This window comes from Sphingobacterium sp. UBA865 (assembly GCF_002295765.1).
GTDB lineage: Bacteria > Bacteroidota > Bacteroidia > Sphingobacteriales > Sphingobacteriaceae > Sphingobacterium > Sphingobacterium multivorum.
Map to the genome: position 1 here is coordinate 51506 of NZ_DBGB01000026.1, position 22189 is coordinate 73694.

A 22189-nucleotide genomic window follows, 5' to 3' on the forward strand; every position below is an offset into this window, starting at 1 on the left:
ATCTACAGCAATTTAAGAAATGTCAAGTATAATCAATCGGTTTTTGGGTAAAAAGAGTGTAAGAAATGAAGCGCTTTTGGCACTGGCAGATAGGTTGTCTTTTAGGAACAGTCAGCTGGACAGTTTTTTGATCGATCACCTAATACAAAGTAACAAAATAGATCCAGCCGACTTTTTTGCTTTCCAAGAGCAGTTGCTTAAGCTTCATGTTGACCGATTGGAGTCGATGCAGGTGGAGCTTAGCTTGTTGAACCAATATTTGCAATTGGCTGAACGTTTTCTTCCGGCAGGTTTTACAGTCAAATGGGAAAATAAGCTTCAGTCTCAGGAGGAGATGATGTTGCCGCCGCTCATTCTTTTTCCTGTGGTACAGCATGCTGTTGAGAATGGTTATAATACGATGTCTTCTCATCCTGTACGGATCCGATTATCGGGCTCATCCAAGTTGATTATGCTTGAAGTTAGCTATCGTGTGAACCATTATCTGGAAAGTCAATTTAGCAGTACACTGATACGTGATTTTAGACAGCGATTGGACTATCTTTTTCCGGAAAAACATAATTTGCTGATGAATAGCAACAGCAATACTTCTCGAATAACTTTAACTATCCAACTTTAGATGATATTGAAGTGTTTTAATGCATTCCAGATACCATTTTCATCAACACTGTCTGTTATATAATCTGCAATTTCCTTTACCTCGGGATTTGCATTACCCATAGCAATTCCAATATGGGTGTGCGCTAGCATGGTAATATCATTTCCGCCATCGCCAAATGACATAGTTTCTTCCAAGGTAAAGTTGAAATGATCTAAAAAAACATCTATTCCAATTTTTTTGCTTTGCCCCATCGGATTGACATCCGCAAAAATGGGCGTCCATCTCGAAGCAACTGAATTTGGCATCACATTTTCCATGAATTCAGCTTCTTCTTCAGGATTGATGAAAACATTGACCTGCATAACGGAGTCCAGATCAAAATCCTTTTCGTAATCCCGAATAGGTGGTGTCGGCACATTGACCTGTTCGTACATTCGTTGTACCTCAGGTGTAACCTGGTTTAAGGAAATTTCCTTTTCGGACATAAATGAAAAAGTCAGGTCCTCACGCTTTTTAGCATAATCCAATAAGGAGCGAATGTCTTTTTGAGGGATGTTATTTTTATAAATGACTTCCTGTTCCTTTGTGACGCAATACCCGCCATTGAAGGTGATATATCCATCAAAATCGAGGTAACGAATATGTCCCAGCTGATTGTAGGATCGTCCTGTTGAAACAAATACCTTGATGTTTTTTTCTTTTAATAATTGAAATGCCTGTAGAGTAGATTCGGGAACCTGATGTGTTTTGAAACTTAGCAAAGTTCCATCGATGTCAAAAAAGATCGCTTTAATCATGGATTTTTGGGTCAAAACCAAATATACTAAATACTTAGGATAGTGTAACTATTACAATATTAAATCTGAGGCGTTTTATCTCCTACAGACCATGAGAATTTTACCACATTGGTGGAAGAAAGGTGAATGTCAAATTTGTAATTAAAAGGAAATAAAACCTGAAATAAAAGGGACTTAATAGGTAGATTATAGGGCTTCATCCGAATGAGGTCCCTATGAGGTCCCTATAAAGTCCCTATTAGATACGTATTCAATGTGTTGTTAATTTGATATAAACTTGGCTCCTTCAATATATACGAAAAAAAGAGGCCGGGGGCTTTACGATTTGGTTTGATGTTTACTCATGGGATACACATAAAAAAAAGAAGATTGAGGAGTTTATGATGTTATTTCTTGTTGAAGCGGAACCGGTAGGCGGTATCGTGTGGCGCTAGATTTTCTTTAGTGGATTTTCGCAAAAATCTGACATAATCTTCTCTAATAATTTCGTAAATTTCAAGTTCAAAAAAATGTAAATTGTCTTGCATTTAATGTGTTGTATTAAAGAGGGTTAGAATTTTATGTATATTATTTTCGATACGGAAACGACGGGTTTGCCTAAGCGTTGGGACGCACCAATTACCGATACGGACAATTGGCCTCGCTGTATTCAATTGGCTTGGCAGATTCATGATGAGATGGGAAATTTGGTCGAACATCACGATTTCTTGATTAAGCCAGATGGATTTGATATACCCTATGACTCTGAAAAAATACACGGCATATCGACTGCATTGGCAGAAGAGCAGGGATTGCCGCTCCAGGAGGTCTTAGAGAAATTCAATGTGGCATTGAATAAAGCCAAGTTTGTTGTTGGACAAAATATTGGTTTTGATTTGAATATCATGGGCTGTGAATTTTACCGTTATGGTGTTACGTCCAATATGGCTAATATGCCTGTATTGGATACCTGTACGGAAGTAACAGCTGAACTTCTGAAAATTCCAGGCGGTCGTGGTGGACGCTTTAAACTACCCAATTTGACTGAGTTGCATTCCTATTTATTTGGAGTGCCATTTGCTGAGGCACATAATGCAACAGCCGACGTTGAAGCGACAACACGTTGTTTTCTGGAGCTTGTAAGAAGAGAGGTGTTCACTGCCGAAGAACTTCAGGTCGATACGGGCTACTTTGTCGATTTTAAAGCCAACAATCCGGGGCCTATACCCACTGTTGGACTGAAACATATCAACCTAAAAGCAGCTTCTGATGAAATTAGAAAACGGTCTCAGCCAGATGAAGTCAAGGTTGTTGTTGATGCGGACGCGTTAGCAGCTTTAAAGGATGCCAAATTTGCCCATTTACATAACCACTCTCAGTTTTCGATCCTGCAGTCGACGATGTCGTACGATAAGTTAGTTTCGGCAGCGGTGAAGGATAATATGCCTGCTGTTGCATTAACGGACCACGGAAATATGATGGGGGCTTTTGAGTTTGTCTCTCGTGTTATAAGTCATAATAAAGAAGTTGAAGCGCAAAATGCGGAGGCAGTTGAGAATGGAGAGGAGCCTACTGGTCAGCTTTTAAAGCCAATTGTTGGTTGTGAATTTTTTGTTTGTGAAAACCACAAAGATAAGTCGAGGAAGGATAATGGTTATCAGATTGTGTTATTGGCGAAAAATAAACGGGGGTACCATAATTTGGCTAAACTGGCTTCTTTTGCTTATACCGCGGGCTTCTATTATGTGCCGCGGATTGATAAAGATCTTATTCTTCAATACAAGGAAGATGTTATCGCTTTGTCAGGTAACCTACAAGGCGAGGTGCCGAATAAAATACTGAATATAGGTGAGAGTCAGGCCGAAGAGGCTTTGCTGTGGTGGAAAGAACAATTTGGGGATGATTTTTACCTGGAATTAATGCGTCATGGTCAGGAAGATGAGGATCGTGTGAATCAAACCTTGCTGAAGTTTTCCCGCAAATATCAGGTCAAAGTTGTTGCGACCAATAATACATATTACGAGAAGAAAGGCGATGCACATGCGCATGATATTTTGCTCTGTGTGAAAGATGGTGAAAAGCTATCGACTCCAAAAGGTAGGGGACGTGGATTCCGTTTTGGTTTACCCAATCAGGAATATTATTTCAAATCTTCAGATGAAATGAAGGCCCTTTTTAAAGATTTGCCCGAAGCGATTCTAAATATTCAGGAGATTGTCGATAAGGTAGAGATATTTAAGTTAAACCGCGATGTCCTATTACCTAAATTTGATATTCCTGAGGAATTTCAGGTGGAAGCCGATCTTGAAGATGGGGGAAAACGTGGTGAAAATAAATACCTGGCGCATCTTTGTTATGTGGGGGCTGAGAAGCGTTATGAGGAAATAACAGATGATATTCGCGAACGTCTTGACTTTGAGTTGGCTACCATTGAGAAAACGGGGTATCCGGGGTACTTTTTGATTGTTCAGGATTTTATTGCGGCGGCCCGGGATATGGGAGTTTCCGTGGGGCCAGGACGGGGATCTGCTGCTGGTTCGGCAGTAGCTTATTGTTTGGGAATTACCAATATCGATCCGATTAAATATGACTTGCTTTTTGAGCGTTTCTTAAATCCCGACCGTGTGTCCATGCCTGATATTGATATCGATTTTGATGACGAGGGACGTGGACGTGTCATGCAATATGTAATCAATAAATATGGTGCTAGTCAAGTTGCCCAGATTATTACCTATGGTACAATGGCAGCAAAGTCATCCATCAAAGATACAGCGCGTGTATTGGACTTACCTTTGGGTGATGCCAATGAAATTGCCAAGCTGATTCCGAACCTTAAATTATCCAAGATTTTTACTTTAGATGATGCCGGTTTAAAGGAAAAGCTAAGGACTGAGGAAATTGAAGCCGTCAATAGATTGAAATCTATTGCGGATGGTGCTGGATTGGAAGCGGAAACGATCAGACAGGCCCGGGTTTTGGAGGGTTCTGTACGAAATACAGGTATCCATGCCTGTGGTGTTATTATTACACCAGACGATATTACTAATTTCGTTCCTGTTTCTTTGGCAAAAGACTCTGATCTTTATGTGACGCAGTTCGATAACCACGTTGTTGAAAGTGCCGGTTTGCTGAAAATGGACTTTTTGGGTTTAAAGACACTGACACTGATTAAAGATACGGTAGAAAATGTCAAATTAAGTCATGGTATTGTGCTGGATCCGGATCAGTTTCCGATCGACGATGAGCTTACGTATGAGCTCTTTCAGCGTGGAGAAACCATAGGGGTGTTCCAGTATGAATCTCCTGGAATGCAGAAATACATGCGCGACCTTAAGCCGACAGTATTTGCCGATTTGATTGCGATGAATGCACTCTATCGTCCGGGACCAATCGAATATATTCCAAGTTTTATTAAGCGTAAGCACGGTATAGACCCCATTGTTTACGATTTGGATGCTTGTGAGGAATACCTCAAGGAAACCTACGGTATTACAGTCTACCAGGAGCAGGTTATGCTCTTGTCCCAGAAGCTTGCGGGATTTTCAAAAGGTGATGCCGATGTCTTGCGTAAGGCTATGGGTAAGAAGCAAAAGGCTGTACTCGATAAGATGAAGCCGAAGTTTGTTTCGCAGGCAGAGGAGAAAGGGCATAATGCAAAAGTTCTGGAGAAGATTTGGACCGACTGGGAAGCTTTTGCGAGTTATGCATTTAATAAATCCCACTCGACCTGTTATGCTTGGGTTGCTTATCAGACCGCTTATTTAAAAGCGCATTTTCCTGCGGAATACATGGCTGCGGTACTTTCCAATAACATGAATGATATCAAGCAGGTGACATTCTTTATGGAGGAATGTAAACGAATGGGCTTGCAGGTATTGGGGCCAGATGTGAATGAATCCTATTATAAGTTTACGGTAAATGAATCTGGAGCTATTCGTTTTGGAATAGGTGCGGTGAAAGGTGTTGGGGCAGGAGCGGTAGACGCTATCGTGCAAACACGGCAATCAGGATTGTATAAATCTGTTTTTGATATGGCTAAACGAATCGATCTTCGTGCGGTCAACAAGAAAGCTTTTGAGAGTCTGGCTTATGCTGGAGGCTTTGATAGTTTTGAGAATACGCACCGTGCACAATATTTTCATTCGGATGAAAATTCAACAGGAATGGAAAAGGCGATCCGATTTGGCCAGCGCTTTAAGGAAAATGAAAGTTCGGCCCAAGCGAGCTTGTTTGGTGTAGGAGGGGCTGCAGAATTGCCTGAGCCGGTTTTGGCGCCATGTCCGCAATGGGGATTGATTGAAAAGCTTAAATATGAAAAAGATGTTATCGGTATTTATCTGACCAGTCACCCCTTGGATACCTACCGGTTTGAGATTGAACATTTTTGTCAGAATTCGGTGTCAGATTTGGCCTTGATCAATAAGGTTAAGGCGGCAGAGGTCGATGAAGAGACTTTGCTTGAGTTTAATCGGATCAAGAACAAAGAATTGGTGATTGGTGGTATTATCGCATCGGCAAACCATCGATTGACGAAGACGGGTAAGCCTTTTGCGTCATTTATCATCGAGGATTATAGTGATTCTTATGATATGGCAGTTTTCGGTGAAGAATATGTCAAGTTGAAGGGATATTTGCAAGAGGGATATTTTGTGCAATTGCGGGGGTTGGTACAGGAGCGTTTCAGACAGGTTGGAAATTGGGGCTTTGAGCTACGCAGTGTGCAGTTGCTTTCGGATCTTCGTGAGAAGATGGCGAAGAGTTTTACGATCAATATTCCTTTACCTAAGTTGAACGAAGCATTTCTTGATGGTATCAAGGATATACTGGCGCAAAATGAGATCGAGGGAGTTGTGCCAAATTGTCAATTAAAGTTTAAAATCTGGGATCCCCAAGATGAAATATCTGTCGAAATGCCAGCTAAAAGTCTGAAAATAAACCTAACAAATGAATTTTTGGACTGTATAGATAAGTTTGAAGGGATAAATTACCGATTGAATTAGTTTGGATTAGAATTTGTGTAATTAAGATTACAAATACATTGGTAGTAGTTACTATCTTTGTTTTATTGATTTTAGCAATTAAATAGTATTATAGATATAACTTCGGTTTATAAAATTAAAAGATTATGGCATTAGAAATTACAGATAGCAACTTTGAAGAAGTTGTCTTAAAAGCAGACAAACCAGTATTAATCGATTTTTGGGCAGAGTGGTGTGGTCCTTGCCGTATGGTAGGTCCTGTGGTTGAAGAATTGGCTAAGGATTATGAAGGTAAAGCTGTTGTAGGAAAAGTGAATGTAGATGAAAATCCAGAAATTTCTGTTCGTTATGGCATTCGTAATATTCCAGCTTTATTGTTCTTTAAAAATGGAGAAATCGTTGATAAACAAATTGGGGCTGTTCCAAAATCAGTATTGAACGAGAAATTGGAAAAACAATTAGCATAATTTAGCGAAAAAATTAAAAAAAAATAGCCTGAAACATTGTGTTTCAGGCTATTTTTTTTAATTTTTTACTGTTTTTATCTTGTTTTTACAATTTTTTGTTTGTTTTTATACTGATTTTATTTTTTTTATAGTGTTTTCTTGATTTTATACACTTGTTATTTCATGTTTTTTTTGAGTTTTACTGATTTTTCTATTGATATTTTTGTTTTTTTAAGTTATTTGTGTTTTTTTTAGAAAAAAAAATGAATTTAATTTGTAAAAATGAATATTTTTTGCTTCTTTTGAGTATTGAAATTGAGTTTCGAAAATAATTTGTTCCGATTTTCTTGATTTTGATAGTTTTTTTATGATTCGATAGTTTAAGAGTTGTTTTTTTGAAAAAAATAGAGATTGATAAAGATTTTCCCTTTCAAATACCCTAGATTATGCCTCGCGTTGCTCTCCGTAACGCGAGTTTTTTTTGGGGGTAAAGTAGGGGTAAAACAAAAGCGGCTATCCGAAAGGATAGCCGCTTTATATTATTGACTAAATAAACTGAATTATTCAGCAATTACTTCGAAAGGAACTTGAACTTTCACTTCTTTGTGTAAGTTTAAGTTAGCGATGTATTCACCTAATTCTTTAGGTTCAACTTCGAAAGTGATACGACGACGATCTACATCAAAACCTTTTGCTTTCAACGCATCAGCAATTTGGATGCTGTTTACTTTACCAAAGATTTTACCAGATTCACCTGCTTTAGCACCAATTGAAAGTTTGATAGCTTCCAATTTACCTGCTAATTCAGTAGCGTCTTTTTTGATTTTTTCTTGTTTGAACTGAGCTTGTTTGATGTTCTCAGCTAAAACTTTCTTTGCAGATTCAGTCGCTTGGATAGCAAATCCTTGCGGGATTAAGTAGTTACGACCGAAACCTGGTTTTACATTAACGATATCGTTTTGCTCACCTAAGCCTTTGATATCTTGTTTTAAAATTACTTCCATTCTCTATCGTCCTCCTTATTTAATTGCATCAGCTAAGTAAGGTAATAAGCCGATGTGACGAGCACGTTTAACAGCTTGAGCTACTTTACGTTGAAATTTCAAAGATGTACCAGTTAAACGACGAGGTAAGATTTTACCTTGATCATTTACAAATTTCATCAAAAAGTTAGCATCTTTATAATCGATATATTTGATACCATTCTTTTTGAAACGACAGTATTTTTTACGGTTGTCCTCTACTTTAGGAGCAGTTACGTATTGGATATTTTCGTTAGCCATTAGTTTGCGCCCTCCTCAGTTTTAGTTTCAGCTTTTTTGTTGAATGCACCGCTACGTTTTTTCTCGTTGTATGCTTTGGCATGTTTGTCTAAGCTTACAGTCAAGAAACGCATAATGCGCTCATCACGTTTGTATTCAACCTCTAATTTATTGATTAATTCACCTGGAGCCTTGAATTCAGTTAAGTGATAAAATCCAGTAGTTTTTTTCTGGATTGGATACGCTAATTTTTTCAAACCCCAATTGTCTTCAGCGACAATCTCGGCTCCGCCTTCTGTTAAGATGTTTTTGAATTTTGCGATTACTTCTTTCGCAGCATCATCAGAAAGCAACGGGGTAAGAACGATTACAGATTCGTACTGTTGCATTTTGTTAATTAATTTTGTTATTTAAAATTCCACTTTTGTGGAAGTGCAAAGGTAGTTATTATATTGTTATGTTGCAATGCTTTGAAATAAAAAAGTTTAGACCCTTTCCTGGAATCTAAACTTTTTCTCAAACAAATTCGACTATATCTTAGTTCAATTTCTTTAATTCTTCTTTGATAGCTGCCTGGATTTTTTCGCTAATAGGCACTAAAGGAAGCCTTAATTGATCTTTTCCAATCCCCAATTCCTGCAGAATGTATTTTACACCAGCTGGGTTTCCTTCAATAAAACATAGATCTGTGATGTTAAGAAGTTCATTGTGTATTGATCTAGCTTCGGCATAATTGCCTTCAGCACATAACTTCGCTAATGTGGCTACCTTTTTCGGTAACGCATTTCCGATCACTGAAATGATACCAGCAGCGCCAAGCGACATCATCGGCAAGGTAACCGGATCGTCTCCGGAAATCAATAGAAATTCTGCTGGTTTATCCCGTAGAATTTCGCTGAATTGTGCAAAATTGCCGGAAGCTTCTTTGATGGCTACGATATTCGAAAAATCATTGGCCAGTCGCAATGTTGTCTGTGCTGTTATATTGCTACCCGTACGTCCAGGTACATTGTATAAAATAACCGGAAGTGGAGAGGCGCTTGCAACAGCCTTATAATGCTGGTAAATGCCTTCTTGTGTTGGTTTGTTGTAGTAAGGAGATACCGATAGAATTGCGCAAAAACCTGTTGGATCAAAGTTTTTAATTTGCTCCACAATTTCGGCTGTATTATTTCCACCAATTCCAGCAACCAAGGGTAGTCTACCGTTCACGCGCTTGACAGTAAAATCCCAGATGCGCTTTCGTTCATCATTGGTTAAAGTGGCAACTTCTCCAGTTGTACCTAAAGAAACCAAATAATCCATACCTTCGTTGATTTGCAAGTCAATTAGCTGACCTAATGCTTCGAAATCAACAGATTCATCTGAGTTAAAAGGAGTGACTAATGCTACTCCTGCGCCGTGAAGCTCGTTCATCTTGTTTTTGTATTTATATAAATTTAATTAAAAAAACTTACTTGGGATTAATGAGTTCAAATAGTTCTTGATCATTAATCATCGGGATACCCAATTTTTCAGCCTTCGCTAGTTTGGACGGTCCCATTTTATCTCCTGCCACGAGATAGCTTAGTTTGGCAGAAATGGAAGATAACATCTTTCCGCCATTGCTTTCAATTACAGCTGCCAGCTCTTCACGTGAATGTTCTGCAAATACACCGGAAATCAGAAAAGTTTTCCCTTCAAGTGAATTGCTCGCCAGGATAATCTCCTTTTCCTCAATTTCGAAATTTAAGCCATAATTCCGCAGTGCAACAATCTGTTGTTGATGAATTGGATTGTCTAAGTATTCTTTGACGCTCTCCGCGATACGGCGTCCAATATCTTGTACTCCTTCGATTTCTTCTGTTGAGGCTTGGGCTAGCGCATCAATATTTTTGAAATGCTGCGCCAATTTTTTTGCAATTGTCTCGCCGACATGACGTATTCCAAGCGAAAACAAAACTTTTTCAAAGGGTTTTTCTTTGGATTTTTCAATGCCATTGAGCATGTTATCGATTGATTTTTGACCGAAACGTTCCAGTTGTTGTAGGTCATCTTGATGGTCTTTCAGGCCATAGATGTCAACGATGTTGTGTAGCAAACCTTTCTTGAAGAAAGTATCCACGGTCTCATCTCCCATTCCTTCGATATCCATCATTTTTCGTCCGATAAAATGTTGCATTTTGCCAACAATTTGCGGCGGACATCCAGTTTCATTCGGGCAGTAGTGTACTGCTTCCCCTTCTTGCCGTATAAGTACTGTGCCACATTCCGGACAGGAAGTCGGGTAGACAAAACTTGTCGATCCCGATAACCTTTTGTCGAGGTTTACCCCAATTATTTTAGGGATAATTTCGCCCCCTTTTTCCACAAAAACAGTGTCATCTTCGTGTAGGTCGAGACGTGCGATTTCATTTGCATTGTGTAAGGAAGCGCGTTTTACGGTTGTGCCTGCCAGCTGTACAGGTTGAAGATTGGCAACAGGTGTAACAGCGCCGGTACGTCCAACTTGATAACTAATCGAGTTAAGAATGGTTTCTACACGCTCGGCTTTGAATTTATAGGATATTGCCCAACGTGGATTTTTGGCCGTAAAGCCAAGCTCTTCCTGTTGTGCGTAATCATTTACTTTAATAACGATTCCATCAATTTCATATCCTAGGTTGTGACGTTCGACATCCCAATAGTCAATAAATGCAAAAACATCGGTTAATGTACTGCATTTTCTGCTATGCTCGCTGACGTGGAATCCCCAGTCTTTGACATGGTTTAAGCTATTCCAATGATCGTGAAATAGATTTGTTCTGTTGTCGCAGTACAAAAAGTAAAGGAAACAGTCCAATGGGCGCTTGGCAACTTCAGCAGAATCTTGGAGTTTGATGGTTCCAGAAGCGAAATTTCTTGGGTTGGCATAGGTTTGCTCCTCATTATCGGCTCGTTCCTTATTCAGGCGGAGAAAAGCTGATTTATGTATAAATATTTCACCTCGTATTTCGAATTGATCTGGATAATCTCCTTCTTTGAGTTTGATCGGGATAGAACGAATCGTTTTAACGTTGTTGGTGACAACATCGCCTTGTGTACCATCCCCGCGTGTAACAGCTTTACTTAGTAAGCCATTTTCATAAGTCAAGCTGATGGATAAACCGTCAAATTTTAATTCACAAACATACTCGAACTGATCGCCGATGATTTTGCGGATACGCTGGTCGAAGTCAAGTAATTCCTCCTGATTGTATGTGTTGCCCAATGAAAGCATTGGCCAGCGGTGTTTTTCCGTTTGAAATCGGGAGGTAATGTCTCCACCAATACGCTGTGTAGGGGAGTTGGGGTCGGCAAAGTTGGGATATTGAGCTTCCAGCGCTTCGAGTTCCTTTAATTTGAGGTCGAAGTCGTAGTCCGAAATAACACTGTTCGCCAATACATAGTATTGATAGTTATAATGGTTGAGCTCTGCCGTTAAGTCTTTTATCTTTTTTTCAATATCCATCACCAACATTTTGCAAAATTACAAATAAAAAGTACGTTTAAATAAAATAAATAAAGAATCTTGTTGTAATGACTGCTTTATTTTTAAAATGCGGTTTTCTGCATTTTGTGTTTTGGGAAAATAATATGCTATTTAAAATCCTCTGGATTTAGCTGTGAAAATTTATGTTTGTTATTTGTGTAGAAATCAATGATAATTGATTTTCTGTAATGCCCTTTTGTATTTTCTTTCGCCTTGTATTTTTTTCGTTTTTTAGCATTTTTGAAAATATTCAAGAAGAAATACTGATGCGCACGACTGATTGCCCAAGCATCCTTAGGTTTTCTGTCGATCAGAAACTTAGCAAGGGCAGCAAAGTCAAACCAAAGCCTGATGAAAATAATCCATATGGCTTTGCCTAACGGAAGGTTTTTTTGCAGCATGACCATATTATTCCTAAAATTGAGGTAAGTCTTTTTGGGATTACTTGCATTGAGGGTTCCTCCACCAACATGATAAACAACAGATTTAGGGCAATAACCTATGCCGTAGCCCATTTTCTTTAATCGCCAACACAGGTCGATTTCCTCCATATGAGCAAAGAAATCTTCATCAAGGCCATCTGCTTCCTTCCAGGCTTTTGAGCGAATAAAAAGCGCAGCTCCAGATGCCCAAAAGATCTCAGATTCCTTATCGTACTGTCCCGCATCATCTTCTACTTCATGTAGGATTCTCCCTTTGCAGAATGGAAAGCCAAAGTAATCCAGATAGCCACCGGCGGCTCCGGCATGTTCAAACTTCTGCTTGTCATGAAATGAACGTATTTTGGGCTGTGCTGCTGCCAGGGAAGGGTTTCTTTCCAAGTATTCAATCACGGGTTCAATCCAGTTTTGGCTCACTTCGACATCCGAATTCAGGAGTACATAGTAATCAGCATCTACACGCTGCAGTATTTTGTTATAACCTCCTGCGAAGCCATAGTTTTTATCATTTTCAAGTATAGTAATCGTCGGATAGTACTGTTTCACAAATGAAATTGAATCATCATCGGAGGCATTGTCTCCAATGACAAATTCGACATTCGGATACGAACTATTATATACGGATGGCAAAAATTTTTCCAGGAAAAATCGACCATTCCAATTGAGGATAACGACAGCTACTTTGGGTAATTTACTCATTTTCTACGTTTTCTTTTCCAGCGATTATGTGACCATAACCAATATTCTGGGTTTTCACGAATAAGCTGTTCAGCAAATTGATTGTGTATATCGGTAATTTCATGCTCGCCAAAGCCACTTGGATCTTCGATTAAAGTAACGAATTTACAGAAATACTGCCCTCTTTTGGGCTTTCTTCCGATATAACAATAGACCACAGGTGCTTTACTTATTCTAGAAAGTCTTTCGGCTCCTGTATAGACCAATGTTTCCTGATTTAGCCAATTAATAAAATAATCGGAATCCGAATACAGCGGTGTTTGATCCGCAACGAGTATACTGATATTGGGCTGGCCCTTCAACTTGACGATATGACGGAGTATTTGTTTCATTGGTACCATTTCGGCGCCAAACCGTCCCCGCATGTCATTGTACACCGTGTCAATGTCTTTGTTGTTGAGTGGTTTGTATACTATCAGTGTAGGGAAGTTTGTGATTAAACTCAAACGGTGAATACCAAGCTCCCAATTGGCATAATGTGAAGTCACCCCGATTACGTTTTTGCCTTCCTCGAGGTGTCTCGTCAATTCTTCTACATCTTCCAAAGTCATCTTTTTCTTGACTTCCTCAGCCGTAATCGTTTTCAATTTGATCGATTCGACAAGGAGATCCGGGAAAAAACGGTAAAACTTTTTGGCGATAACCAGGCGTTCTTTATCCGTTTTTTCTGGGAAAGCATTCTTTAAGTTTTGAAATACAATATTCTTCCTATATCCAATCATATAGTAGAGTATGTAATAAAGCCCATCGGAGATCAAATATAGAAACCAATAGGGGAGAAGAGAGATGATATAGATTAATGCGTTTAACGCTTTTTGTTTCATGCTATAGCTAAAATTCCCAGTGTTCTTTACAAATATCCTTAATTTAAGTTATTTTTGCGTCACTTATAACAAAAATCATCAGTTTTTATGGAATCGCAGTTATTACTTCCGGCATGTTATCTTCCACCAATATCTTATTTTCATACAATACAAGAGCATAATCTTCCTTTGTTCATCGAGAAATACGAGCATTTTCAAAAGCAGAGCTATCGTACGCGGGCACGCATTGCTTCAGCAAATGGTGTGCAGGATTTGATCGTACCCATTCAACATGGCAATAAAGAACGAGTTCCCATGAAAGATATTCGGATAAGTTATGAATTTAACTGGCAACGTTTACACTGGTTAAGTATACAGACCGCTTACCGGAGTTCTGCATATTTTGAGTATTATGAGGATGATTTTATACGGTTTTACGAAGGTAAATATGACTATCTCGTCGATTTTAATGTGGCCCAGCTGGAGCTTATTCTAAAATCAATCAAACTTAAACGAACAATAGGGTTTACAGAAGCGTATGTGGCCGAGCCGTTAGAAGCGATCGATTTCCGCAACCTTATACATCCCAAAAAAGAAAGTATATGGCCTGATCCAAAAGAATATTATCAGGTTTTCTCTGATAAAAATGGATTTTACCCAGATTTGAGTATTATCGATTTGTTGTTCAACCAAGGGCCGCAATCAAAAAGTTATCTATAGTCGGACGATTTTTTGAACAAAATGCGTTTAATATTGTTGTTATTCAATATTGAACGCATTTAAATGAAACAATTCTTTTTTACTTTTCTCCTTCTTTCTTTGTGTTGGAGCTCTATACGGGCTCAGGGCGGCGTTGATACGATACATTATCGAAAAGTTTACTATTGGGGTACAACCGGAATGGGTTTTCCGATCGGGAAAACCAAAGATATACTTTCGCCAAAGTTTTCGGGTAGTATTGGTTTAGATATATCCCTGAAAAATTCTATGTTTTTTGTATCCCCCACGCTTTATACACTTTCATTTAAGTACAAACAACCCTTAATTGATCCCGATTTCGAATACCGCATAGAAGATGCCAATACGAATTTCTATACTTTTTCATTCTCGGGCGGGATTAGGAAACAGATGCGTAGACTGAATATCTACGGTTTTGCTGGGCCTGGCGTTGGTCTGGCGAGTGAGCCGAGAGCGCGTGTGCTAGCAGATCAAAAGCTCGTCAAGATGGAGAATAAAAATCATCTGAATTTTTCCAGTAAATTGGGGGCTGGCGCAGATTACAAATTTAATGGCTTCTTTTTAGGGCTCGAGCTTGGTTATCTCCATAATTTTAGGAAGATACAGGATAGGCCTGTTAATATTTTTACCGTCATGATCGGGTTAAAATCCGATATCACGCAGATTGGAGACAAAGTCATTGACGTCATCGGTATAGACGGTTCCATCAGTGGTAAAAAAGACAAAAAATAAATTTATTGTTTTAAGACCTGAATGGTGTCTCCAACATGTGCTTCGGCGTCGCTTCCTGTTTTTTTAACTTTTTCCGTCTGTTCAACCGCTACCGCAAATGTGGAAGGCACAATGCCCGCGCCAAATTTAATGGCATAAAACTTGGTGAATTCTGCCCCAAAATACAATATCGCAGCCGAATAGTAGATCCATAATAACATGACAATTATCGATCCTGCGGCTCCATAAAAGCTGGCTGTGGAAGAGAGATTCAGATAGATTGAAATGCCGTACCGGCCTAACATGAAAAGTAAACCTGTAAAAATTGCTCCCCCGAGCATGTCTCTGAATTTTACTTTGGCATCGGGAAGGAAAGAAAAGATAAAGCCAAATAAAATGACAATGACCGAGAAAGTGATGCCTGTATTTACCCACGAGATAAGCGCAATGGGAATAAAGGGGAAATAGGTCATAACTAAATTGGTCACGGCAACGATAACTCCATTGATCATGAGTGAAGCAATTAGTAAAAAGCCCAAGGCGATCACGATGGAAAAAGAAATCAATCTATTGATGATTAATTTTAACCAGCCTTTTTTGGGTTTCGGTTTTACTTTCCAGATATTGTTTATGGAGTCTTGTATATCAACGAATAAGGTCGTAGAGGAGAGAATCAATGTAACAATACCTATCGTGATCCCCATATTGGATTTATTCTCGAAAGTTATCTTTTGAAGATAGGACTGGATCTGCGTTGTTACATCCTGTCCAAAAAGAACCATGACTTCCTCCAACACCTGATCCTGCGCCGAAGATCCACTCTGAAGATGTTCTCCGTAGAAGAAGCCGATACACCAGATCACAATCATAAGAAGTGGGCCGATGGAGAAGACGGTATAGTAAGCCAATGAAGCACTCTTCTTCATACATTTGTCATCATTGAATCCATTAAAGGCATCAACTAAGACATGCCAAATGTTTTTCCAGTAGGCGAGTGTAAATAAATCTCGTAGTGTAACGTGCTTCATAATAAGATGATCAGCCCCAATAATCGTGCAAATTGCTATTCTTGGTTTTGTTCCTGATACAATTTGTCGATTACGGCTTCGTTCTCTTTTAAAATAATTTTTCGTTTTAAACTCAATTTTGGTGTCAATTGACCGTCGTTGATTGTCCATTCCTTTGGAAGAAGAATAAATTTCTTGACAATTTCCCAATGCCCAAAGTTAGTAGATAATCGGTTAATTTCTTCCTGATATTTTTGGATTACTTCTGGATTTTTGATGATTTCTTCGTTTGAACCACTGGAAATACCTTTTTGGCTTGCCCATTTTGACAGCACATCAAATGCAGGAACAATCAAGGCTCCAGGAAATTTTCTATTTTCTCCGAAAACCATGACTTGTCCGATTAATGTAGATTCCATGAGTTTGTTTTCAATGGATTGGGGGGCAATATATTTACCACCTGCCGTCTTAAACATTTCCTTTTTTCGATCGGTGATTTTAAGGAAACCATCGGATGTTATTTCTCCGATGTCGCCTGTTTTGAAGAATCCATGATCGTCAAAAGCCTCTTTCGTGGCTTCTTCATTTTTATAATAGCCAGTCGTGATACTAGGACCTTTGACAAGGATTTCGCCATCTGAAGCAATTTTAACTTCTAAGTTTTTGAGGGGTTTCCCTACCGTCCCAAATTTCAATCCATTGGGTAAGTACGAGTTTACCGCAATTACGGGGGAGGTTTCAGTTAACCCATAACCTTCGAGCACTTTAAGTCCAGCAGCCCAGAATACACGCGCTAAACGTTCTTGAAGGGCAGCGCCACCTGACACGATAATTTTAATATTTCCGCCAAGAGCTTCTTGCCATTTGGAAAATATGAGTTTTCTAGCAATCGCAAGTTTGAGATTGTAAAGCGGTCCATTTCGTTCAGGTTCTTGAAATTTCAGTCCGAGATCAACAGCCCAGAAGAAAATTTTCTTTTTTAATCCCGTTAAGGCTTTCCCTTTTTCAATAATCTTATCGTATACTTTTTCCAGTACACGCGGTACTGTGGTGAAGACATCCGGTTTGACATCGTTGATATCGGCAACGACATTGTCTAAGGTTTCCGAAAAATAGATCTGGATTCCTTTCGAATAGTACATATATACTACCATGCGTTCAAAGATATGGCATAGCGGAAGAAAGCTTAGCGCCGTTTTGAAATCTGATCGGATGAGATGATTGCAGGCCAAGACGTTGCTGTATACATTTTTGTGGGACAAGTATACGCCTTTAGGGCGTCCTGTGGTACCTGAAGTGTAAATTAAGGTTAGCAGATCATCTTCTGTGACTGCATCACGAAGCGGAGCTAGATCAGTTGAGTCATCTTTTGCTGTTTCGATGAATGTTTTTAGCTGGGTATAATTTTCAATGGCATCAAAAGTATACAGTTGTGGGTGTATACCGTGCTCCCTGATCGCTTGTTCAATACGGTCTGTCAATTCGCTGTTGCTGACAAAGAGTACATTGACATCCGAGTCATTCACGATAAATGAAAGATCCTGTGCAGATAATGTGGGATAGAGGGGAACAGTTGCGAGACCGATTTGATTGCAGGCAAAATCAACTAAATTCCATTCGGGACGGTTGCCGGACATGATTCCGACCCGATCACCTTTTTTGAGGCCTAGTTTAAGTAACGCCCTGCTTAAGGTGTCAATCGCGTCGGTGTACTCTTTGGTAGAATACGTTTTCCACTGGCCGTTTCCATCTCGACCTGCCACCATGATGTCCTTTGCGTATTTTTCTTTATATAAGGTTATAAAGTCAAAAATTCTGCCCATATCACTTGAGTTTATTTGGTTACTACTACATGCTGTATTGATCTAAATATACAGAAATAAAGTTGGATAATTCGGGATTATTGTCATAACAAATTAAACATTGTTTCGTTATAGCTGTAGTGGATATTTACCCTATTGAAAAGGTCCTTCATAGGGGAAGTTCTGGTAAATAGTTTTTATGTGCACTGCAATATATTGCATATAAAAAGCAATTTATCTATGTTTGAAAAAAATGTAAAGCAAAAAAGCGTACGATTTTTATGAGAAAAATATTTTTGGCTGTCGGTGGAATGCTGATGTTTGGAGCATTATCCAATAGAGCTATGGCTCAGTTGGACAATAAGGGTGCTATTGGTGGACGTTTTGGGTCTGCTCAGGGAATTACATATCGTCATACGCTTAACTCGGACCATGCATTGGAGGCTATCATGAGCATTCAGAGCAATTCTGATTTCCGCCGTTTCCGCGTTGTTGGTTTATATGAAATCTATAAACCATTGACTGGAGGATTCAATTGGTATTATGGTTTCGGTGGTAGCGTAGGCTCTTATAAAGAGAAAGATAAAATTATAGATGGTCAACGTCATTCGTTTGACTCACAACTCAATTTAAGTATCGACGGTATTGTTGGTATTGAATATAATATTCCCCAAGCTCCATTTCAGATCTCATTGGATGTAAAACCTTATTTCGATTTTCTAAACGAATCCAGTATCAAATTATTTGATCCGATCGGTTTTTCGGTAAGATATAAATTTTAAAAAAGAATAGCGGGAGACCCCGCTATTCTTTTTTAATTTTAATACTAGTACTTTCGTGTTATGCCATCCAGATTTTACCCAGCAATTCCTGTAAAAAGGTTTGTTCTTTGAGCGGACGGATTTCATAGATCTTTTTATTGCTCTTTCTGATCTGAACAGGGATTTCACGCACTAAACCATCTCGTGCCACCAGGAAGTTTAATGTTTCCCCCTCTTTGGCATGTTGAACAATGAAATCAATTTCCTTGTCTTTCACGTCGAGCCTGTTATTATTAATTGCAATCAGTTCGTCTTTTACATTCAATCCGGCGTCATACGCACCAGAGCCTTTTTCCACTGTTGCTACCGAAATTAACCCATCCACTTTGTTGGTCGTAATGCCGAATGTCAATGTGTTGTTATCAATATTGGTATCCACAATTTCGTAACCAACGAGATTAAAATAATCGTTATAATCCAGTTCTCCGTCCTGATGGGCAGCATTGAAAATGTCGTCTAACGACGTGCCTGCGATGCGTTCAGCAAGGCTTCTCAATTCATTTTCTTCAAATCCGCGATCAAGTTTTAGGTAGAACTCCTCATAAGCCTCACGGATAACATCATCCAATTTTAGTCGACCTTCTGTAGCAGCGATAATTTTAATATCCAACAATGCTGTCAGCATTGCCCCCTTGTTGTAATAGGAAATTCCTGAATTCATCGAATTTTCATCAGGCCTATAATATTTAATCCAGGTATCGAAACTTGAGGCTGCGGCAGACTGTATCGCATGACCCGGTCGGTTCAGTACAATATTGAAATCGTTAGCTAGCAAAGCGAGGTACTCTTTTTCATCATAAAATCCACAGCGTTTAATAATTAAATTATCATAATACGAAGTGAATCCTTCCATGATCCAGAGGCCTGTGGTATAGTTCTCGCCATCGTAATTAAACGGTCCTAATGCTTTTGGACGTAAGCGCTTGACATTCCATAAGTGAAAATATTCATGCGCAACGAGACTCAAATAGTTTTTGTAGCTTGTCTCATTTAAATACGCATTCCTCGACGCTCCCAATACTGTTGAATTGAGATGTTCTAGGCCTCCACCTCCAGATTGGTAATTGTGGGTAATAATGACATATCGCTCATTGGGGTTCGAACCCCAGATGCGGGTTTCCTCTTCGACGATACGTGTGATATCTTTCGTCAGACGGTCTTTATCATAACTACCACCTCCGACCATGGCGCATTCATGCTCGACACCGGCAGCTTGGAATTTCCAGACATCTTGGTTACCCGCTTCGATGGGCGTATCGTATAATACGTCAAAATTTGGTGCATAAAACTTATGTTCTTCAATTTGTTCGAGTCCTGTTGATATACTTGCCCAAGAATCTTTTAGTGCTATGCTGACTGTTGAAGGACTGTCTATACGGCCATCGATATGAAAGAAAGTTGCCGTAGGCACAATAAAAGCATGATCACTATCGAAAAAGTTGGTACGCACAGAAACTTCAAAACCGTATACAGCGTAGATTACTTCGATTTGATCCAAAGATTCTGTGGGTATTCGCCAGGTATTTTTTGAAATTTTCTGATAGGAAATCGTATTTCCTGTTTTGTCAAATGATCGAAATCGTTCTACATTTTTAGCATATTCACGAATTAAATAAGATCCAGGAGACCAAACTGGCATTTTTAGATCGACATAAGGCTGGTTGAGCTTTGTGATGCTCATTTTTACTTCGATGTAATGAGCTTGTGCTTCTGAAAATGATACCTCAAAATGTATTTCGGGTATGTTGAAAGGGTCACTGTCCATGAAAGATGATTTTAGTATGAGCTTACAAAATTACAAGTATCGTACGCTTAACCAAACAAAAAAAAAGATTGTTGGTTCTACAATTATGAATCAGCTGCTTCCTGTCATCATNNATGATGACAGGAAGCAGCTGATAGTATCCTCCAATATACATAAATTTATTTAAGAAATGAGGTATAATTCGATGGCAAAATTGCTGCTTTGGATAAAACGACGGTTTTAATTGGGCTGGGGAGATGAAGCAAAAAATCTGTTTTTTATCAGAATTTTTGCTAAGTTTGATACAGTAGTTTATAGGGGGAAAATAATCAAGAATTTGTATGATCTTAGTTGTTGATAGCGGCTCTTCAAAGTCGGATTGGAAGTTGGAATTGCCAGATAGTGCGCCTATCTCATTCAGTACAAATGGACTTAATCCTTTTTTTGTGAATGAAAAGGAAATCACACGTGTTATTAAGGAAATACCCGAAATTATTCCCTATGCCGATGAAGTTACTGAGTTGTATTTTTTTGGTGCGGGATGCATTACGCCCGATCGTCGGGAAATGGTTTCAAATGCATTGACACCCTTATTCGAAAACGCTTACATTTCTGTTGAGAACGATCTTTTTGGTAGTGCCTTAGCGACCTGTGGTAATAAAAAAGGTTATGTAGCGACATTGGGGACGGGGTCTGATTTGAGTTTTTTTGACGGGGAGGAGCTTATGCCCTCACATAATGGAAATGGCTACGTATTAGGTGATGAGGGGTCGGGGGCATATTTTGGAAAAAACCTGGTCAGGCTTTTCCTATATGGCCGTATGCCGAAAGATCTGAACGAAAAATTTGCGAACAAATACAGAATCAATAAAGAGATTGTCATCAAAAATGTTTATCAAAAAGAACGTCCAAATGCTTTCTTAGCATCTTTTGCGCCGTTCATGTCCGATAATATTACCCATCCCTATATTATAGATCTGGTAAAGAGTGGATTCGAAGAATTTGTTCAAGCTTCGATTTTGACCTATCCAGACTATAATAAATATGCATGTCACTTTGTGGGTTCTATTGCGTATAGTTTTGATTTAATCTTGCGGGAAGTCTGTGAAGCACATCAGATACAGGTAGGGACCATTTTAAAATCTCCTATCAACGAGCTTTTTGATGCGGTATTGGAAAGAGAAAGTAATTCATTGTTAAGTCTTTAAAATAATTAAATATGATTATTGCAACTATTATGGTGTATATGTCAATGTTATTTGGCAATCCCAACTTTTATGATTTTAAGTTTACGACACTTGAAGGGCAAGAAGTGAAAATGTCCGATTTCAAGGGGAAGAAAATATTGATCGTGAATACTGCCTCAAAATGTGGTTTCACAAAACAGTACAAAGATTTGGAGGAATTGCACAAGACCTATGGCAATAAGCTCGTTATTATTGGCTTTCCGGCAAATAATTTTGGACAACAGGAACCGGGTTCAAATGCGCAGATTCAAGAGTTTTGTGAACAAAATTATGGTGTTGATTTTTTAATGGCCGAAAAGGTCGATGTAAAAGGAGATCAAATTTCACCCTTGTTTAAATATTTGACCGCTCAGGAGAACCCAGATTTTAAAGGTGATATCAAATGGAACTTTGAAAAGTTTTTGATTGATGAGAACGGCAAACTTGTCCATCGTTTCCGTTCTGCGACGAATCCGCTGGACCCTGCTATTGTAAACTGGGTGGAAAACAAGAAATAGTAAAAATAACAAAGTAAAAAAGCTGCNNGCAGCTTTTTTACTTTGTTATTGTCCAGTTGATCCGAAGGCTCCTGGTTTTGCCATAAA

Annotated in this window: 19 protein-coding genes; 8 read left to right on the plus strand and 11 right to left on the minus strand. The window is 38.9% G+C overall.

What is annotated here, in order from left to right:
* Positions 1–19: 19 nt before the first annotated feature.
* Complete coding sequence (locus B2O97_RS15015) at positions 20–619, plus strand: hypothetical protein (RefSeq protein WP_201638684.1); 600 nt, start codon at positions 20–22, stop codon at positions 617–619.
* Here the strand turns inward: B2O97_RS15015 and B2O97_RS15020 are convergent.
* Positions 616–1398 carry a Cof-type HAD-IIB family hydrolase gene (locus B2O97_RS15020; RefSeq protein WP_070566064.1) on the minus strand — a complete coding sequence of 261 codons (783 nt, stop codon included), beginning with the start codon at positions 1396–1398 and terminating at the stop codon, positions 616–618. The two genes, B2O97_RS15015 and B2O97_RS15020, sit on opposite strands and share 4 nt — an antisense overlap.
* A gap of 560 nt (positions 1399–1958) precedes the next feature.
* Between B2O97_RS15020 and dnaE the strand changes: the two genes are divergently transcribed.
* Together dnaE and trxA are read left to right on the plus strand one after the other, a co-directional pair.
* A complete protein-coding gene (dnaE, locus tag B2O97_RS15025; RefSeq protein WP_070566062.1) occupies positions 1959–6377 on the plus strand; it encodes a DNA polymerase III subunit alpha in 4419 nt (1472 codons plus the stop codon).
* 125 nt (positions 6378–6502) lie between these two features.
* Positions 6503–6823 (plus strand): thioredoxin, encoded by a 321-nt coding sequence (trxA, locus tag B2O97_RS15030; RefSeq protein ID WP_046671752.1) that lies wholly within the window; start codon positions 6503–6505, stop codon positions 6821–6823.
* A 539-nt stretch (positions 6824–7362) separates the two neighbouring features.
* On the opposite strand, the gene rplI is transcribed toward trxA, so the two are convergent.
* From rplI to B2O97_RS15065, 7 genes are all read right to left on the minus strand, one after another.
* Complete coding sequence (gene rplI / locus B2O97_RS15035; RefSeq protein ID WP_046671751.1) at positions 7363–7806, minus strand: 50S ribosomal protein L9; 444 nt, start codon at positions 7804–7806, stop codon at positions 7363–7365.
* 15 nt (positions 7807–7821) lie between these two features.
* The gene (gene rpsR / locus B2O97_RS15040) at positions 7822–8085 is read right to left on the minus strand and encodes a 30S ribosomal protein S18 (RefSeq protein ID WP_028071347.1); all 264 of its coding nucleotides are present in this window, start codon (positions 8083–8085) and stop codon (positions 7822–7824) included.
* Positions 8085–8453, minus strand: coding sequence for a 30S ribosomal protein S6 (gene rpsF / locus B2O97_RS15045; RefSeq protein ID WP_046671750.1), 369 nt, complete (start codon positions 8451–8453; stop codon positions 8085–8087). Before rpsF ends, rpsR begins: the two co-directional genes overlap by 1 nt.
* Before the next feature lie 148 nt (positions 8454–8601).
* Positions 8602–9480: a 4-hydroxy-tetrahydrodipicolinate synthase gene (dapA, locus tag B2O97_RS15050; RefSeq protein ID WP_070566060.1), complete on the minus strand. Its 879-nt coding sequence runs from the start codon at positions 9478–9480 to the stop codon at positions 8602–8604.
* Positions 9481–9517: 37 nt separating this feature from the next.
* Complete coding sequence (gene ligA / locus B2O97_RS15055; RefSeq protein WP_115046820.1) at positions 9518–11542, minus strand: NAD-dependent DNA ligase LigA; 2025 nt, start codon at positions 11540–11542, stop codon at positions 9518–9520.
* Positions 11543–11661: 119 nt separating this feature from the next.
* Positions 11662–12693, minus strand: coding sequence for a glycosyltransferase family 2 protein (locus B2O97_RS15060; RefSeq protein WP_070566056.1), 1032 nt, complete (start codon positions 12691–12693; stop codon positions 11662–11664).
* Positions 12690–13556 (minus strand): lysophospholipid acyltransferase family protein, encoded by an 867-nt coding sequence (locus B2O97_RS15065; RefSeq protein WP_070566054.1) that lies wholly within the window; start codon positions 13554–13556, stop codon positions 12690–12692. Before B2O97_RS15065 ends, B2O97_RS15060 begins: the two co-directional genes overlap by 4 nt.
* A gap of 87 nt (positions 13557–13643) precedes the next feature.
* Between B2O97_RS15065 and B2O97_RS15070 the strand changes: the two genes are divergently transcribed.
* Positions 13644–14255 carry a WbqC family protein gene (locus B2O97_RS15070; protein ID WP_070566052.1) on the plus strand — a complete coding sequence of 204 codons (612 nt, stop codon included), beginning with the start codon at positions 13644–13646 and terminating at the stop codon, positions 14253–14255.
* A 63-nt stretch (positions 14256–14318) separates the two neighbouring features.
* A complete protein-coding gene (locus B2O97_RS15075; protein ID WP_070566050.1) occupies positions 14319–15005 on the plus strand; it encodes a hypothetical protein in 687 nt (228 codons plus the stop codon).
* A gap of 2 nt (positions 15006–15007) precedes the next feature.
* On the opposite strand, the gene B2O97_RS15080 is transcribed toward B2O97_RS15075, so the two are convergent.
* Positions 15008–16012, minus strand: a complete 1005-nt coding sequence (locus B2O97_RS15080) for a YihY/virulence factor BrkB family protein (RefSeq protein WP_070566046.1) — start codon at positions 16010–16012, stop codon at positions 15008–15010.
* Positions 16013–16047: 35 nt separating this feature from the next.
* Positions 16048–17814 carry an AMP-dependent synthetase/ligase gene (locus B2O97_RS15085; protein WP_070566044.1) on the minus strand — a complete coding sequence of 589 codons (1767 nt, stop codon included), beginning with the start codon at positions 17812–17814 and terminating at the stop codon, positions 16048–16050.
* A 260-nt stretch (positions 17815–18074) separates the two neighbouring features.
* Between B2O97_RS15085 and B2O97_RS15090 the strand changes: the two genes are divergently transcribed.
* Positions 18075–18575 (plus strand): hypothetical protein, encoded by a 501-nt coding sequence (locus B2O97_RS15090; RefSeq protein ID WP_070566042.1) that lies wholly within the window; start codon positions 18075–18077, stop codon positions 18573–18575.
* Positions 18576–18633: 58 nt separating this feature from the next.
* Here B2O97_RS15090 and B2O97_RS15095 read toward each other — a convergent pair whose 3' ends face one another.
* On the minus strand, positions 18634–20379 hold the full coding sequence (locus B2O97_RS15095; RefSeq protein WP_115046822.1) for a M61 family metallopeptidase: 1746 nt from the start codon (positions 20377–20379) through the stop codon (positions 18634–18636).
* 320 nt (positions 20380–20699) lie between these two features.
* Between B2O97_RS15095 and B2O97_RS15100 the strand changes: the two genes are divergently transcribed.
* On the plus strand, positions 20700–21566 hold the full coding sequence (locus B2O97_RS15100) for an N-acetylglucosamine kinase (RefSeq protein ID WP_070566035.1): 867 nt from the start codon (positions 20700–20702) through the stop codon (positions 21564–21566).
* An 11-nt stretch (positions 21567–21577) separates the two neighbouring features.
* On the plus strand, positions 21578–22102 hold the full coding sequence (locus B2O97_RS15105) for a glutathione peroxidase (RefSeq protein WP_070566033.1): 525 nt from the start codon (positions 21578–21580) through the stop codon (positions 22100–22102).
* The last annotated feature ends 87 nt before the right edge of the window (positions 22103–22189 follow it).